Below are 16,644 nucleotides of genomic sequence, written 5' to 3'. Positions count from 1 at the left end.
TCTATGAAACCGCGCCTCAGCCTGTTGACCCTCTGCCTGCTTCTCAGCGCGTGCGGCACACCTGCCCAGCGTCCGGACAGTGGCGTCGCGCCGCCCTTTTCGTGGCAATCGCCACACGACGCGGCCGCTGCTCGCAGCAGCCTGCAATGGTGGACGCAGTTCGGCAGCCCCGAACTGGATCGCCTGATTGAACAGGCGCGGATCGGCAGTTACGACCTCGCCGCCGCCGTGGCCCGGGTGCGCCAGGCCCAGGCCGGCACCGTCATTGCCGGTGGTTCGCAACTGCCGGAGGTCAAGGCCGGGGCGAATGCCAACCGCCAGAAGTTGCTGCGCGGCAACGGCTACAGCCAGCTCGATGCCGACAGCGACAACAACGCCGTGGACTACTTCGACGCCAACCTCAGCGCCAGTTATGAAATCGATTTCTGGGGCGGTCAGCGCGCCTCCCGCGACAGCGCCCGATTCGGCTTGCAGGCCAGTGAATTCGATCAAGCCACGGTCGAACTGACCTTGCTCAGTGGCGTGGCCAACGGTTACGCACAAACCTTGTCGCTGCATGAACAAAGCCGCATCGCCGAGCTGAACCTGGCCAACGCCCAAAGCGTGCTGAAACTGGTGCAAACCCGATTCGATTCCGGCTCGGCCACGGCGCTTGAACTGGCGCAGCAGAAAAGCCTGGTGGCGGCGCAGCAACGGCAATTGCCGACGGTGCAGCAACAGGCCCGGGAGGCGCACATCAGTCTCGCCGTTCTGCTCGGTCGCCCGGTCCAGCAGCTGCCGCCCCTGGATGAACCCTTCGCTCACCTGCAATGGCCGACGATTGGCAGCGGCGTCCCCAGCGAGTTGCTGAGCCGCCGCCCGGACATTGCCCGCGCCGAAGCGCAACTGGCGGCGGCCCAGGCCGATGTCACTGTCGCCCGCGCGGCCATGCTGCCGACGGTGACCCTCAGCGCCAACATCGGCGCTGGTGCCAATACCGCCTCCGATATGCTGCGCAGCCCTTTCTACAACCTCACCGCCGGGCTGGTGGCGCCGGTCTTCAATAACGGTCGGCTCGGCGCCGAGCGCGACAGGGCCAGCGCCCGCCAGCAAGAGCTGCTGGAAAATTATCGCGCCAGCATCATCAACGGTTTTGCCGATGTCGAAAAAGCCCTGAACAGCATTCGCGGTCTGGATGAGCAACGGCAATGGCAAAGCGAAGAACTGGCCCAGGCGCAAAACGCGTTCACCATTGCGCAGAGCCGCTACCGGGCCGGGGCCGAGGATTTGCTGACGGTGCTGGAAACCCAGCGCACGCTGTATGCAGCGCAGGATTTGAATGTGCAGCTGAGGTTGTCGCGGTTGCAGGCGAGTATTGCGTTGTACAAGGCACTTGGGGGTGGGTGGCAGGTCTTGTGATACTCGGTGTTTGTTAGTCCGCCATCGCGAGCAGGCTCACTCCTACACTGGATCTTCAGTGTTCACAAAATCCCTGTGGGAGTGAGCCTGCTCGCGATGAACGATAACGCGGTAAGCCTGATTAGCTCACGATCGGCTTGACCTTGAGGTGCCGCGCATACCACGGCCGTTGCGGCACGCGGCGGAACAATCCGGCCAGCTTCTTCTCGTCGCTGAGGAAGGTAATCCGCAACGCCAGTTTCATGGTTTCCGGGTCCATTTCCACCGACTTGCCCACCTGCAGTCCCGACGTGGTGCTACAGCCATGCGTTACCGGGCCAAGCCACGGGTCAGCGACTTCGACCCAGCGTCCCGGTGCAAACCAATGCACGCCATTGACCTCAAGCCGACTCACCTCCCCCGGGTGGAACCGTTCGTGGGCGCGGAACCAGTCCTCCAGTCGATCGTCGATCCAGCCGTGAAAATGCCAGAACACCGGGTTCACATGGGACGAAAACGGGTCGCCGAGGAAATCGTTTTCCGGCGCATACCAGCGCGCGGCGAAGTCCGCCGGATCCCGGGCGAACGGCACTGGCTGACCGTTTGAAGGGTCGCGCGGCACCGAAGCCCAGCGCATGTGCAACCAGTCGTGCAGGCCCAGTTCGACTTCCGAGCCAAACTGGCCAAGGGTCAATTTCGCCAGATAACGCGGGTCGCGGTAGCGCGACTCCCAGACCAGAAAGTTGCTGTGATAAGTCTCAGCGGTCTTGATGTCGCTGACCCACTGCGTGTACTCGGTATCTTCGGCCGCCAGCCACGTCGGCGGCAGCGCCGTACCGTCGTGATTGTCGTGGTAGCGAGCGAAGCCCTGACGATCACGTTCAAGCTCCGGTTGCGGCATCGGGACACTCGACCAGGACGGCAGATTCTGCATCGAACGCGCGGTGCCGAGCATGTGCCGGTGCATGAAGAAAAAATCCTCCCCCGAGCCATTGCGGTCCTTGCGCGGACCACGGGCGTCACGCTCCTGATCTCGCGGGCCAGGTTGCCAGCCTATGCCGCGCAAGGCGTCGCGCTTGTCTTCGGCGAGGGTGTGCCATTTGTCCCGGCTGGCGTGCCAGAGTTGATGAAACAGTCGGTGTTCCGGGGAAATCAGCCAAGCAAGCAACGTCGGATTCAGGCCCACACGCTCGCGGGCTTCGGGGAACAGACGCTTGCGCGCGACAAAGCGGTTGTCCTGTTCCGGCAGGCCGAGCGGACGGTCGAGATGCAGGATGCGTCCGCTGAGGGTGCCGCTGCCGGCATTGCCGAAATCCGCCCAGACCTCATCAAGGACCACGACCAGTTCATAGGTCGGCGCGTGATCGGCAGAGCGGGTATCGATCAGCCGCCAGTAGAGTTCGGAGGGTTGCGGCTGCACCAGATCACCGATCAAGCGGTAACGCGGTTCGGCATCGCCACGCAGTTGCTGCGCGGTGTCGAGGCAGCCGCGCACGCCGCGCCCCCGCTGGGCGATGTCGAGAAACAGTTCCAGGCCCGTGGTCGGCAACCCCTCCAGACCGGCCTGCGAACCTTCAAAACGAATGTCCCAGACACCGCGCAACGAGTTCGCGAGGTGCTGACCGGCTGTGTCCGCAAGGTCGACGGTGGCTTCGCCGGGGGTGATGGTCGGGTCTGGCTTCGTCCATTCGCGATGCCCATAAATAGCCGCAGGCACCGCGGCGCCAGTCAGCGCCAGGCCTGCCATGAACCATCGTCGAGAAATCTTCATTGCCCCACCTGTGTCAGCCATGAAGCATGGCTTTATCCAAGCTAGAACGTTTGTTGCCCGCAAAAATTTAGAAGATCCCTGTAGGAGCGAGCTTGCTCGCGATAAACGTAAACAATAACGCGTGGTGCCTGGAAAAACGCGGCGCCTGTGAATCCATCGCGAGCAAGCTCGCTCCTATAGCGGCCTAAATTTTCATCACTGCCACTCGTTCTTTCCAGATAGCCAAGGCCCCTGCGCCTGCCCCCTTGACGGCGAACCTGACTGAGATGGCAATGACAAGACCCCGTTCGAAAAAGGCTCTTTATATCGGCCTGCCGCTGGCCCTGGCGATCAGCGTCGGTGCAGGTTTTGCGACCTGGAATCACTGGTTCAGGAACGACCTCGGTTACTCGGTCGAGGTGATCAAGCAGGCCAATGAGTTGCACGAACGCCTGCTCTCCTTCGACAGCCACGTCAGCCTGACGCAGGACTTTGGCACCGACGGCAACGAAGCCGACAAGGACGGCAAGGGCCAGTTCGACCTGATCAAAGTCAACCGTGGCCCATTGTCCGGCGCCGCCCTGACGATTTTCGGCTGGCCGGAAATCTGGAACGGCGCCAACGCGCCGCACAAACCGACTGCCGGGTTTGTCGACGAGGCGCGCAACCAGCAGGAAATCCGCTACAAAATCATCACCGGCATGGTCCGCGATTTCCCCAACCAGGTGGCCATCGCCTACACCGCCGACGACTTGCGGCGCCTGCACGGTGAGGGCAAGTTTGCGATCTTCATCAGCATGCTCAACGCCTATCCGTTGGGCCATGACCTGAATCAGTTGAACCTGTGGGCGGCGCGCGGCATGCGCATGTTCGGCTTCAGCTACATCGGCAACAACGACTGGGCCGACTCGTCGCGACCGCTGCCGTTTTTCAACGATTCGCCCGATGCGCTCAACGGTCTCTCGGACCTTGGCAAGCAAGCCGTGGGTCGCCTGAATGACCTCGGCGTGATCATCGACGTGTCGCAAATGTCGACCCGGGGCCTGGAGCAAGTCGCGCAACTGAGTCGCACGCCCATGGTCGCCTCACACTCGGTGCCGCGGGCGATGGTGGACATTCCGCGCAACCTCAGCGACAGGGAAATGCAGCTGATCAAGGACAGCGGCGGCGTGGTCCAGGTCGTCGGTTTCTCTCAATACCTGAAGCCGCTGACGCAACCCACCCAGGACAAGCTCAACGAACTGCGCAAGGATTTCGGCTTGCCGCCGCTGCCCAACCTCGCCGTGGCGCTGATGCCGGGTGACCCGATCATAGCCGCCTGGTCCGAACAGAAGTTCGGCAAATACGCCAGCCGCCTCTACGCCATCCTTGAAGAAGAACCCAAGGCAAGCCTCAAGGACCTCGGCGACGCCATCGACTACACAGTGCGAAAAATCGGCATCGACCACGTCGGCATCAGCTCAGATTTCAACGAGGGCGGCGGCGTCAAAGGCTGGGAAAACGTCGGCGAGATCCGCAACGTCACCGCTGAGCTGATCTCCCGTGGCTACTCCGAAGCCGACATCGCCAAGCTGTGGGGCGGCAATTTCCTGCGGGTCTGGGATCAAGTGCAGAAAGCCGCCAAACCCGCGCTGGTTTCACAGCAGGATACCCGCCAACCATGACTGATCGTCGTACCTTTCTGAAACAGGCCAGCCTCTTTGCCGCCAGCCTGCCGCTGACCGCAGGCCTGCCACGCCTCGCCAGCGCGACGCCGCTGGCGCCCTTGCCCAAGGGCAAATGGGCGCAGCTGCGCTTGCTGTTCAATCAGGACCCGGATTACCTGCACTTCTCCAATTTCCTCATCACTTCGCACCCCAAACCGGTGCGCGACGCCATCGACATGCACCGCGCCGCCCTCGATAAAAATCCCGGGCTGGCGATGGACTGGGACCTCGGCGTCATCGAGCAACGCGAAGAAGAAGTGCGCGTGTGGGCCGGTCGTTACCTCAAGGCCGACGCCAAACAGATCGCGCTGACCGGCAGCACCACCGAAGGCCTGGCGATGATTTACGGCGGCGTGCACGTGCGCCCGGATCAGGAAATCCTTACCACCGATCACGAGCACTATGCGACCCACACCATCCTCGCGTTACGCACCGAACGAGACGCCACCCGCGTGCGCAAGATCAGTTTGTTCAAGGACCCGCAGACCCTGACGAAAGGCGAAATCCTCAACACCATCGACCAGAGCATCAAACCCGAAACCCGCGTGCTGGGCATGACCTGGGTGCATTCCGGCAGCGGCGTGAAGTTGCCGATCGCGGACATCGGTGCGCTGGTGGACAAGCACAACCGTAACCGTAGCCAACAGGATCGCATCGTTTACGTGGTCGACGGCGTGCACGGTTTTGGTGTCGAGGACCTGGACTTCCCGACAATGAACTGCGACTTCTTTATCGCCGGCACCCACAAATGGATGTTCGGCCCCCGTGGCACCGGCATCGTTTGCAGCCGCAGCACCGAGGTCCAATACGTCACGCCGATTATCCCGACGTTCTCCGAGGCCGAACATTTTTCCACGACCATGACCCCAGGCGGTTACCACGCGTTCGAGCACCGCTGGGCGCTCAATGAAGCCTTCAAGTTGCATTTGCAGCTGGGCAAGGCCGAGGTTCAGGCGCGCATCCACGCGCTCAACACGTACCTGAAAAAACGCCTGGCCGAGCACCCGCACATTGAGTTGGTGACGCCACGCAGTCCCGAGTTTTCCTCCGGTTTCACCTTCTTCCGGGTCAAGGACAAGGACAGCGACAAGATCGCCGCCTACCTGATGCAGAACCGCGTGGTCGTCGATGCCGTGGAGCGTGATGTCGGCCCGGTGATCCGCACGGCGCCGGGCCTGCTCAACAACGAAAGTGAAATCGACCGCTTCATGGTGCTGCTCGCCAAACAGCTTTGAGCCACCGACCTGACTGACTTTTTTGACGAGAGAGATGATGAACAGTGAGCTGCGTAAATTTTCCTTGATGGCATTTGCGGCGGCGTTCGCTTGCCTGTTGCCGTTCAGCACCGAGGCCGCCGCACCCATCGCCCCGGGCAAAGTGTTCAAGGACTGCAAGGACTGCCCGGAAATGGTCGTTCTGCCTGCCGGCACTTTCACCATGGGCACGCCAGAGGATGAAGTCGGACGCGAACCGGATGAGGGCCCGCAGCACCCGGTGACCTTCGCCAAACCGCTGGCGATCAGCCGCTTTCAGGTGCTGAAAGGCGAATGGGACGCCTACCTCCGCGACACCGGTTACGTCATGCCCGACGGCGACGATCGTCCGGGGCGTGAGTGCAAGGCCGGTATTCCCCGCTACGAATACACCCACAAACACCCGGCGGTGTGCATGGACCTGAAAGAAGCCACGGCCTATGTGGCGTGGCTCTCGAAGAAGTCCGGCAAGGCCTACCACCTCGTCAGTGAAGCCTTGCGCGAGTACGCCGCCCGCGCCGGCAGCAACGGCCCGTTCCCTTTCCCTTTCGATGAAGGCAAGGAATACAGCATTTCCAAACACGCCAACACTTACGGCGCTGCCGACGGCTACAACTTCACCTCGCCAGCGGGCAGTTTCCCGGCCAATGCATTCGGGGTTTTCGACATGCACGGCAACGTTTATGAATGGACCGCCGATTGCCTGAACGAAAACTACATCGGCGCACCGAGCGATGGCAGCGCGTGGCTGACCGGCGACTGCAAGGTCCAGCGCATTCGCGGCAACGACTGGGGCGAAGCACCGGTGTTCTCGCGCTCGGGCAACCGCAACGCCGCCTTCCCCGATGCCCGTGGCGACTGGCTGGGCTTTCGCGTGGCGCGGGATCTGTAAAGAACCCGCCGATCCAATGTGGGAGTGAGCCTGCTCGCGATGGGGGCGTGTCAGTTGACATCATTGCTGACTGACACTCCGTCATCGCGAGCAGGCTCACTCCCATATTTTGATCTCCATGAACCTCCAGAACCCGTGTGCGGCTAAATCGTCACCCACGGGTTTCGTCTTTTAACCAGCCAAACTCTTGATCTCGAACCTCTGCCCTTGCCGGCACTTGAAGCGGAAACTGCCATGACCTCAACATCCCGCGGAGCCATCAGTGAAGTCCTCGGCCTGCTCAGACCTTTTCGGGTGGTCGTGGTGGCGTCCATCATCCTCGGCATGCTCGGCGGCCTGAGCATCACCGCGCTGCTGGCGACCATCAACGACGCCCTGAACGCCGTCGGCAGTCCCTCGCCGCGAGTGCTGGCAACCTTCGTCGGCCTGTGCGCGACAGCGCTGCTGACGTCGATACTGTCGGACATCGGCACCAACCATGTCGGCCAACACATCATTGCCGGCCTGCGAAAATCCCTGGGGGAAAAAGTGCTGCTGGCGCCGATCGAACAGATCGAGCGCTATCGCACCCACCGCCTGATTCCGGTGCTGACCCACGACGTCGACACCATCAGCGATTTCGCCTTCTCCTTTGCGCCACTGGCCATCGCTTTCACTGTGACCCTCGGTTGCCTGAGCTACCTGGCGTACCTGTCGGTGCCGATGTTTGCCTTGCTGCTGGTCGCCATCGTGATCGGCACGGCAGTTCAATACGTGGCCCGCGCCAAAGGCATCAAAGGCTTCGAGGCCGCCCGCGAAGCTGAAGACGAATTGCAAAAACACTACAGCGCCATCGCCGCCGGGGCCAAGGAACTGCGCATCCATCGCCCGCGCCGCCAGCGCATGTTCAGCCAGCGCATCGAAGGCACCGCCGACTACATCTGCAACACGCACATCCGTTCGATCAATACCTTCGTGGTGGCCAAGACTTTCGGCTCGATGCTGTTTTTCGTGGTGATCGGGCTGGCGCTGGCCCTGCAATCGTTCTGGCTCGGCACCGATAAAGCGGTGCTCAGCGGTTTCGTGCTGGTGCTGCTGTACATGAAAGGCCCGCTGGAATACCTGGTGACCACCTTGCCGGTGGTCAGCCGCGCCAACATCGCGTTCAAGCGAATTGCCGAACTGGCAGAACAGTTCTCCTCGCCGGAACCCCACCTGCTGCTGCGTGAAACCGGTCCGGAGAAAAAAACCTCGGTGCAGCACCTGCAAATGCACGACGTGCACTACGCGTTCCCGGCAGTCAAAGGCAGTGCCGCGTTTGAACTCGGGCCGGTCAACCTGACGATCAACCAGGGTGAAATCGTGTTCATCGTCGGTGAAAACGGCGGCGGTAAAACGACTCTCATCAAGCTGCTGCTGGGCCTCTACGCACCGCACCTCGGTGAAGTGCGCGTCGATGGTCAGCCAGTCAGCGCCGAGGGCCGCGACGATTACCGCCAATTGTTTACCACCATCTTCGCCGACTATTACCTGTTCGATGAACTGGTGCAGGGCGACCAGCAGGTGCCGGAGGACGCGAACCGTTACCTCGAACGCCTGGAAATTGCGCACAAGGTCAGCATCGAGAATGGCGCCTTCAGCACCACCGACCTGTCCACCGGACAACGCAAGCGCCTGGCCCTGCTCCATGCCTGGCTGGAGGAGCGTCCGGTGCTGGTGTTCGACGAATGGGCGGCGGATCAGGACCCGGTGTTCCGACGGATTTTCTACACCGAACTCCTGCCCGAGCTCAAATACCTGGGCAAGACCATCATCGTGATTTCCCACGATGACCGTTACTTCGACGTTGCCGATCAACTGGTGCGCATGGAGGGCGGCCGAGTGGTCGCGCAAAATCAGTCGCAGAGGGCGAGAGCATGATGAACGACTTGATCGATGATGACGTGCTGGCGCTGCTGCTGGCCGATGCCGGCGAGCAACCCCAAGGCATAGCCGCCCGCGTCCAGCAGGCCCCGGCGCCCCTGTCCTTTGCCCAGCAGCGCTTATGGTTTTTGCAGCAGCTGTCACCGGACAGCGCCGCCTACCATTTGCCTCGGGTGTTGCACATCACCGGCACGCTGGACCCGCAACGTCTGGAAAACGCTTTGAACAAGGTGCTGGCCCGGCACGACATCTTGCGCAGTGCGTTCCGCGAGATCGACGGTGTGGCGATGCAAGTGGTCGATGATCAGGCAAGGCTGGTGCTCGGTCGCGAAGACTTGTCAGCCTTGGTGACCGAGCCTCGCGCCCGGCAGATTTCACAGTGGATCGAAACTGACGCCCGTACGCCATTCGATCTGCGCCAGGCGCCGCTGATGCGCGCAACCTTGCTGAAGGTCAGCGACGGTGAGCAGCTGTTGCTGATGAACATGCATCACATCGTCTCCGATGCCTGGTCCAACGCGATCCTGACGCACGACCTGACGCAAGCCTTCGCTCAGGCCAGCGACACGCCGCTGCCGCGCCCGGCGATCCAATACGCCGATTACGCAGCCTGGCAACGCGGTGAATACTTGCACAGCGCGGCCTGCGCCAACAGCGCCGACTACTGGCAAAACTACCTGGGTAAACCATTGCCGACGCTGGACATGCCGGTGGATTTCCCGCGCAGCGAGCAGCACCACCATCCGGGCGGACAGCATGATTTTCAACTGCCCGCTCTGCTGTTTGCAGCCCTGAACCGGTTCTGCCAGCAACAAGGTCTGACGCCTTTCGTGGTCGCCCTCGGCGCCTGGCAATTGTTGTTGAGCCGGTACAGCGGCCAGCAGGATTTCACCGTCGGCGTGCCGAATGCTACGCGCAATCGCAGCGAAACCCAGGAACTGGTCGGCTACTTTGTCAGCAGTCAGGTGTACCGCGTGCGCCTGGACCCGCTGCTGTCCGCCCGCGCGTTTCTCCAGCGCCTGCGTGGTGAATCCCTGGCGGCGCTTGACCATGGCGACTACCCGCTGGAGGTGAGTTTCGATGCCTTGCACTTACAGGCCAGCGCCCAAACCAATCCGTTATTCCAGGTGCTGTTCAACTGGCGCGCTGACAGCGGCGACACTGCACGGATCGAGCTGGACGGCCTGACTCTGGAGTTTCTTGAGGCCGGCGCGGGTCAGGCGAAATTCGATCTGTCACTGGACGTCAGCCATTCAATCCACGGCATCGAGGCGAGCCTTGAATACAGCCGCGACCTCTACGTTCCCGCGACTATCGAACGTCTATCCCGGCACTGGCTGAACCTGCTGCAGGCGCTCATTGATGACCCATCTCGCGCGCTCGGCGAACTGCCGCTGCTGGACGCGGACGAACGTCAGCGGCAATTGCGCCAGTGGAATCCGCTCGCTTCGGCCCTGCCCGAAGCAGGCGTTCATCAATTGTTCGAACGCCAGACGCTGGCCACGCCGCACGCAGTGGCGTTGATTTGCGACGATCTGGAGCTGAGCTATGCCCAACTCAACGCCGCCGCCAACGGCCTGGCCCATCAGCTGATTGAACAGGGTGTCGGTCCCGAGGTGCTGGTGGGCATTGCCGTGGAGCGCTCGGCGTCCATGATCATCAGCCTGCTGGCAGTGCTGAAGGCGGGCGGCGCCTACGTGCCGCTGGACCCCGATTACCCGCAGGAACGCCTCATCTGGATGATTGAGGACAGCGGCTTGAGGGTGTTGCTGAGCCAGCGCTCGCTGCTGGATCGACTGCCAGTCATGGCAGGTGTTCAGGTACGGTGTGTCGACGACGCGGAGGTTCTGGGGGCACTGGCCGCCGAAAATCCGCCCTGCCGCACCACCGGTCAAAACCTTGCCTATGTGATCTTCACCTCCGGCTCTACCGGTCGCCCCAAAGGCGTGAGCATCACCCACGTGGCACTGACCCGCCACGCCGCGGTGGCGCAAGCATTATTCGGCCTGACCGCGAAGGACCGATTGCTGCAGTTTGCCACCTTCAACTTCGACGCCTTCGTCGACCAGTTTTACCCGGCACTGATCTGCGGCGCGGCGGTCGTACTGCGCGGGCCGGACATCTGGGACAGTGACACCTGGTACCGCGAACTGCTGGATAAACAATTCAGCGTCAGCGAACTGACCACCACCTACTGGAATATGCTGGCCAAGGACTTCGCCGCCGCCGGTCAACGTGACTATGGCGCGCTCAGGCAGGTAATCGTCGGCGGCGAAGCGATGCCACCGCAAGGCGTGGCTGCCTGGGGCGAGGCGGGGCTTGGACACGTGCGGCTGCTGAACATCTACGGGCCGACGGAAACGACGGTGGACGCCACGGTGTTTGATTGCAGCGACTACGTCACCGGGCGTACCGCACTGCCCCACAGCATGCCAATCGGCCGACCACTGGCCGGGCGCGCGATTTATCTGCTCGATGCCAGCGGTCAGCCTGCGCCGGTAGGCGTCGTGGCTGAGTTGGTGATCGGCGGCGACCTGCTCGCCCGCGGCTACGTCAACCGGCCAGATCTCACAGCGGAGCGTTTCATGCCCGATCCTTTTGGTACGCAGGGCGGTGGCCGTCTCTATCGCACCGGTGACCTGGCACGCTATCGCGCCGACGGCGTGATCGAGTATGTCGGCCGGCTGGACCACCAGGTGAAAATTCGCGGTTTCCGCATCGAACTCACAGAGATCGAGTCGGGCCTGCTGCAATCGCCACACGTCCGTGAGGCGCTGGTAGTTGCCCAAGAAGGTTCGACGGGCATGCAGCTGGTCGGTTATGTCGTGGCCCAAAATGCCGGGTTGAGCGAGCAGCAACAACGCGACCTGCGCGAAACCCTCAAGGCTGGACTCAAGGTCAGCCTGCCAAGCCACATGGTACCCGCTCATCTGCTAGTGCTGACGGCCATGCCATTGAGCCCGAACGGCAAGCTGGACCGCAAAGCCCTGCCACTGCCTGATCCCAGTCAGTCGCAGCGCCCTTTTATTCGCCCAGAGACCCCACTTGAAAAAGCCCTTGCAGAACTCTGGAAGGAAGTGTTGCAAGTCGAGCAGGTCAGCCTCGACGACAACTTTTTCGAGCTGGGGGGGCATTCGATTCTGGCCATTCAGTTCATCTCGGCGCTCCATGCCCGTCTCGGGATCAAGCTGGCGCTGCGGCAAATGCTGGCGTCCCCGACCGTCGAAGCACTGGCCAGGTGCATCGCCTTGGCGCATCAAAAAAATGTGCAGTGTGTGGTCGAATTGAACGCTTCACCAGCGACAGCCCCGCCGTTGTTCTGCCTGCACCCCAGCGGTGGCATCGTGTTCTGTTACCAGCCACTGGCGAAAAAACTCGGCCGCCGTGCCAGAACCTTTGGCGTGATGCACAAAGGCTTTGCCGACAAGGGTTCAAGCGCGCAAAGCTGGGCCGAGATGATTGCCGACTACAGCGCACAGATTGTCGACACGCAACCCCACGGCCCTTATCGACTGATGGGTTGGTCGCTGGGGGGCGCCATCGCCATGGACGTGGCAGCCCACCTCGAGCAGCAAGGTCGTGACGTGAGTTTTCTCGGGCTGGTCGACACCACCCTGCCGGAACGTGACCTGCCGGCGGACCTGCCACGCAAACCGCTGGAAGCAGACGACCCGAACCACCTCAGCGCGGAAAACGAACTGTTGGCAGCGCTGGAAGTGTTCAGCCTGATGTTCGCGCACCTGGAGGAAGCGGCGGCGAGTTTTATTGCCGAGCACCCGACTACCGCCCTCAAGGATTTCTATCGTTGGGCCAGTGAGCAGACGTCCACCGGCGAGCAGGAAATGATCGTGACCCTGGAAGGCATCAAGCAGGAAATCATGAACGCCCAGGCCTATGCGATTCACGATCGCCTGGTGCACGCGTTCGACGGCTTTTCGTTGCCGATGCTCAAGGTCAAGGCAAGTTGCTGGTGGTCGCTGTCGCATAAGACGTTGGAGCAAGTGCTGCACTCGGAACAGCTACTCAGGGCTCATAGCGTGACGGGGCAATTGCAGGGGTCGATCCATTCACCGCTGCCGCATCGCAGCATGATTTATAGCGAGTCATTGCTGGAGTCGTTCAGGCAGGTTTTCCTCGAGTGTGAGCGCTGCGTCAGGTAACCACAGACGCCGCAAATACAAGCTCGCTCCTACAGAAAGCACAAAAGGCCCATGCTCTGGCGAAAGAGCATGGGCCTTTTGGTTGAATCGGCGTGCAGTGAATCAGAACTCCGGCGTGTATTTCACGCTGAACATCACGTTGCGCGGATCACCGTAGTTGTTGTTGCCATTGATCTGATTGTAAGCCGCCGCGAAATACGTCTTGTCAAACAGGTTGTTGGCGTTCATCGCCAGCTCGATTTCCGAGGTGAGCTGATAACCGACACGAGCATTCCACACGGTGTAACCCGGTACGTTGACGGAGTGGTCGAAACCCACCGTGTGGGTCTGCGCGGTAAAGCCAAGGCCAGTACTGACACGATTCCAGTCGCCGGTGAACTGGTAGTTGCCCCAGACACGCAGCATGTGTTTCGGCGTCCACCAGCTGAAGATCTTGCCTTCATTGGTAGGGGCTTCTATGTACTGGGTGGTGTTGTAGGTGTAACCGGCAAACAGTTGCAGATTGTCGATCACTTCACCGCTGATTTCGGCATCAAGACCCTGACTGCGCACTTTGCCCGAAGCCGTCGAGCAATACCAACCGTCACAGCTTTGCTCACCCTGTGTATCGAGAACGGCACGGTTTTCCTGGTCGTAACGGAACAGGGCCAGGGACGTATTGACCCGACCATCCATCAGCTCGCCCTTGAGACCTACCTCGTAGTTACTGCCGATAATCGGTTTGATCACCTTGCCGCCTGTATCGCGTTCGGTCTGCGGCACAAACACATCGGTGTAACTGGCATAGACCGACCATTCGCGACTCAGGTCAAAAATGATACCGGCGTAGGGCGTGACTTCCCCGGTTTCGTTGGTGGTGCTGTCAGGGTCCGCCGTCATGCTGGTTGCGGTTTGGGTCCACGACTTATAGCTGTAGTCGTACCAACTGACCCGTGAGCCGAGCACCAGGGTCAGTGGTTCAATCGGCTTGACCCGCCAGCTGCCGTACAGACCTTTCTGACGGATGTCGTATTCGCTCGGAGCGCCACGACCACCGGGGCTATTGAGCAAACCTTCGTAGCTGATTTCGGGACGGTCGTGATCAATGTCGAAGATATTGTCGGTGCTGTTATTGAAAGTCCGGGCGTATTTGTCATCCGATGTGTACTTGGAGTAATTGCCGCCGATCATGATTTCCTGCTGCATGGACAAGGCTTCGAACTTGCCGGTGAGGTTCATGTCCAGAGCGGCTTTGGTGGAGTCCATGTCCGTTACGAAGTCAGCGTATTGCAAGCCGGTGCCATCGGCATTGATGCCAGCGCCGGTCGACTGCACCCGCTGGTTCTTCGCCTTGTTGGTTTCAGTCATGCGCACGGCACCGACTTTGAACGCCCAGTCGTCGTTGAAACGGTGTTCCAGATCGGTGTACAGCGTGGTGACATCAATGTCCGAGTGGTTCCATTTCGCACCGGTGTACGTCTTGCGCGACAAGTCGATGGGTTTACCGTCGGCGTAGCGCGGGAAGCCGCGGACATTGCCTCGCGACTCGCCATCGGACTGGCTGACCGCAAAGCCCACAGTGGTGGCTTCGCTGAGATCGAAGTCCAGCGCGCCGTACAGCGAGGTGGTCTTGCTCCATTCGGAATCGACGAACGAGTGACTGTCATCCTGGTCGGCAACGAAGCGTCCTCGGACGGTACCGGTCTGGTTCAGCGGCCCGCCGGCGTCCAGTTGCAGCCCGTAGTGATCCCACGAGCCAGCCTTCCCGGTAAGCGTCACGGTCGGTGCAGTCTGGCCGCGTTTGCGCACCAGGTTGACCGCGCCGCCTGGGCTGCCGGTGCCTTGCAGCAAGCCGGATGCGCCGCGCAGCACTTCCATGCGATCGAAGAAAATCAGGTCCTGCGTGGCCCAGTTACCCAGCGCGTAAGTATTGCGCGGGATCGGCACGCCGTCGTATTGCCAGTCATCGATCTGGAAACCGCGCGAGCTGAGGATCAAGCCCCGACCGACACCTTGGGCGCCGACCAGGCCAGTGGTCTTGTTCGCCGCGTCCTTGAGATCGACGATGTCCTGATCGTCCATTTGCTTGCGGGTCATCACCGTGACCGACTGCGGAATTTCCTTGAGGGTATGGGTGCCCTTGCCGATGGTCACGGCATTCGAGGTGTAGGAATTCGAGCCTTCGGTGGTCGCCTCCATCCGCTGCCCGCTGATGGTGGTCGCGCCCAGTTCCAGGCCCTGGCCCGAAGTGCTGCGCACCAGCATCAGCGTGTTACCTTCGAAGCTGTAACGCACGCCAGTTCCCTTGAGCAGTTCGGCGATGGCGGCTTCAGGACTGAGTTTGCCGCTGACCCGATTACTGCGCAGGTCGGCCATCTCGGTGGCGTTGTAAATCACCTGCTGACTGGTTTGCGTACCGAATGCTTTCAAGGCTTGAGGCAACGGCTGGGCAGGAATGTCGATCGCGAAATCTTCCGCAAAGACCTGCGCACTGAATGGCAACAGGCAAGCCATGCCGATACCCGCCAGCGCGTTACGCGGGCGCAGACTGCGGGAAATGACCAACGCCTTGAACAGAGGTTTTAACTCATGAATTGCTGACATCGTGCTCTCTATTATGGGTAAAAGTGAAAAGACCTGAGGGCCACCGGGCCGAACCGTCGCCTGGACATGGAAACCGCCGCTGACCAGCGCCTCCGGGCACTTCGTCAGTCGTCGGCTGACCGGGCCCCTCCCCGGGCGTCGGTCGTCTGGACAATGGAAAAATTCTTGTGGAGCTGTGCAGATCCGGCGCTTGGGACTGCCTTGTCCGGCCGGATTTGCGTGCTCACAGTAGTAAGACGCAGGACGGCGGCAAAACCGGAATGAGTTTATTTATCATTAGCGATTATTTTTTGAGAAGGCGAGGCGGATGGGTGATGGTGGCGGGTGTCGCGCGTTCAACCGTCCCATTGCGGGATGTCAGCCTGTAGGAGCGAGCTCGCTCGCGAAGGACTTCAACGATGACGCTGGTTGTTTGGATAAATTCGCTGTGCTGCAATGCGCACCCAACACTTCCTTCGCTCAACCCGAAAACTGGATAAACATCGTATGGACACAAACAGCACCGCTAAACGCCCGAAGATATTGGCCAGTATCAGCCGCCGTCTGGTCGCGAGAATCATCGACTGTGGGATTGCAGTTCTCATATTTTTCATCGTCAAATTTATTGGCGACGCGCTGTCCGTCCAGATCCCGGCAGTGACTTCCAAGGCCAGCGTTTTCTCAGCCGCTCTCCTCGCCGCTGCCTACTTCCTGTTGGCGGACGCGTTGCCCAATGGCCAAAGCCTGGGCAAGCGCTTGCTGAGCATTGCCGCCATCGACCGAAAAACCGGCAAGGGCTGCACGGTTTCTCAATCGTTTACCCGCAATGCCGGGGCGCTAGTGATCATCGATTGGGTCTGGATCTTCATGGAATCGAGAATGCGTCTGGGGGACATGTACGCCAAAACCATCGTCATTCAGACTGGCAAACTCAGCCATGTTCGCAGCCTTGCGGATATTTATGACGATGGTAAATCTAGTGCTGGTGGTTAGTCCTTTTGAAGCGGTATTGATTCTTTCAGCGGTAAACATGCAAAAGGGA

The 16,644-nt window shown here is 60.8% G+C and carries 9 protein-coding genes and 2 pseudogenes; 9 read left to right on the top strand and 2 right to left on the bottom strand.

Annotation, left to right across the window (positions count from 1 at the left end; translation table 11 throughout):
• The first annotated feature begins 3 nt into the window (after window positions 1–3).
• Entirely contained in the window at window positions 4–1,398 is a 1,395-nt protein-coding gene (locus tag ACYZT4_RS02325) for an efflux transporter outer membrane subunit (RefSeq protein WP_461984921.1), read from the top strand.
• Between the two features lie 121 nt (window positions 1,399–1,519).
• Here the strand turns inward: ACYZT4_RS02325 and pvdP are convergent, their stop codons facing one another.
• Window positions 1,520–3,148 (bottom strand): pyoverdine maturation tyrosinase PvdP, encoded by a 1,629-nt coding sequence (pvdP, locus tag ACYZT4_RS02320; RefSeq protein WP_461984919.1) that lies wholly within the window; start codon window positions 3,146–3,148, stop codon window positions 1,520–1,522.
• 272 nt (window positions 3,149–3,420) lie between these two features.
• On the opposite strand from pvdP, the gene pvdM reads away from it, so the two are divergent.
• From pvdM to ACYZT4_RS02285, 7 genes and pseudogenes are all read left to right on the top strand, one after another.
• Window positions 3,421–4,791 (top strand): pyoverdine-tailoring dipeptidase-like protein PvdM, encoded by a 1,371-nt coding sequence (pvdM, locus tag ACYZT4_RS02315; protein ID WP_461984917.1) that lies wholly within the window; start codon window positions 3,421–3,423, stop codon window positions 4,789–4,791.
• On the top strand, window positions 4,788–6,068 hold the full coding sequence (gene pvdN / locus ACYZT4_RS02310; RefSeq protein ID WP_461984915.1) for a pyoverdine-tailoring periplasmic protein PvdN: 1,281 nt from the start codon (window positions 4,788–4,790) through the stop codon (window positions 6,066–6,068). The genes pvdM and pvdN overlap by 4 nt, the downstream gene beginning before the upstream one ends.
• A 37-nt stretch (window positions 6,069–6,105) precedes the next feature.
• Window positions 6,106–6,978: a dihydropyoverdine dehydrogenase gene (gene pvdO / locus ACYZT4_RS02305; protein WP_461988523.1), complete on the top strand. Its 873-nt coding sequence runs from the start codon at window positions 6,106–6,108 to the stop codon at window positions 6,976–6,978.
• A gap of 234 nt (window positions 6,979–7,212) precedes the next feature.
• The gene (locus ACYZT4_RS02300) at window positions 7,213–8,877 is read left to right on the top strand and encodes a cyclic peptide export ABC transporter (protein ID WP_461984913.1); all 1,665 of its coding nucleotides are present in this window, start codon (window positions 7,213–7,215) and stop codon (window positions 8,875–8,877) included.
• Window positions 8,874–11,792, top strand: a pseudogene (locus ACYZT4_RS02295) (amino acid adenylation domain-containing protein); the annotation flags it as partial. The gene ACYZT4_RS02300 and the pseudogene ACYZT4_RS02295, both read left to right, overlap by 4 nt.
• 153 nt (window positions 11,793–11,945) lie before the next feature.
• A pseudogene (locus tag ACYZT4_RS02290) lies at window positions 11,946–12,065 on the top strand (phosphopantetheine-binding protein); the annotation flags it as partial.
• An 18-nt stretch (window positions 12,066–12,083) separates the two neighbouring features.
• On the top strand, window positions 12,084–13,040 hold the full coding sequence (locus ACYZT4_RS02285) for a thioesterase domain-containing protein (RefSeq protein WP_461988522.1): 957 nt from the start codon (window positions 12,084–12,086) through the stop codon (window positions 13,038–13,040).
• Between the two features lie 102 nt (window positions 13,041–13,142).
• Here the strand turns inward: ACYZT4_RS02285 and ACYZT4_RS02280 are convergent, their stop codons facing one another.
• Complete coding sequence (locus ACYZT4_RS02280; RefSeq protein ID WP_461984911.1) at window positions 13,143–15,623, bottom strand: TonB-dependent siderophore receptor; 2,481 nt, start codon at window positions 15,621–15,623, stop codon at window positions 13,143–13,145.
• A 486-nt stretch (window positions 15,624–16,109) separates the two neighbouring features.
• Between ACYZT4_RS02280 and ACYZT4_RS02275 the strand changes: the two genes are divergently transcribed.
• Complete coding sequence (locus tag ACYZT4_RS02275; RefSeq protein ID WP_461984909.1) at window positions 16,110–16,595, top strand: RDD family protein; 486 nt, start codon at window positions 16,110–16,112, stop codon at window positions 16,593–16,595.
• Window positions 16,596–16,644: the final 49 nt, after the last annotated feature.

It is taken from the genome of Pseudomonas sp. GB2N2, assembly GCF_054897705.1.
This window is presented reverse-complemented; position numbering and strand designations above follow the sequence as displayed.

Excerpts from the sequence above, each read along its gene's own strand:
- ACYZT4_RS02325 (WP_461984921.1), top strand. The coding sequence starts at position 4 with ATGAAACCGCGCCTCAGCCTGTTGACCCTCTGCCTGCTTCTCAGCGCG.
- pvdM (WP_461984917.1), top strand. The coding sequence starts at position 3,421 with ATGACAAGACCCCGTTCGAAAAAGGCTCTTTATATCGGCCTGCCGCTG.
- pvdN (WP_461984915.1), top strand. The coding sequence starts at position 4,788 with ATGACTGATCGTCGTACCTTTCTGAAACAGGCCAGCCTCTTTGCCGCC.
- ACYZT4_RS02280 (WP_461984911.1), bottom strand. The coding sequence starts at position 15,623 with ATGTCAGCAATTCATGAGTTAAAACCTCTGTTCAAGGCGTTGGTCATT.
- pvdP (WP_461984919.1), bottom strand. The coding sequence starts at position 3,148 with ATGAAGATTTCTCGACGATGGTTCATGGCAGGCCTGGCGCTGACTGGC.
- pvdO (WP_461988523.1), top strand. The coding sequence starts at position 6,106 with ATGAACAGTGAGCTGCGTAAATTTTCCTTGATGGCATTTGCGGCGGCG.
- ACYZT4_RS02285 (WP_461988522.1), top strand. The coding sequence starts at position 12,084 with ATGCTGGCGTCCCCGACCGTCGAAGCACTGGCCAGGTGCATCGCCTTG.
- ACYZT4_RS02275 (WP_461984909.1), top strand. The coding sequence starts at position 16,110 with ATGGACACAAACAGCACCGCTAAACGCCCGAAGATATTGGCCAGTATC.
- ACYZT4_RS02300 (WP_461984913.1), top strand. The coding sequence starts at position 7,213 with ATGACCTCAACATCCCGCGGAGCCATCAGTGAAGTCCTCGGCCTGCTC.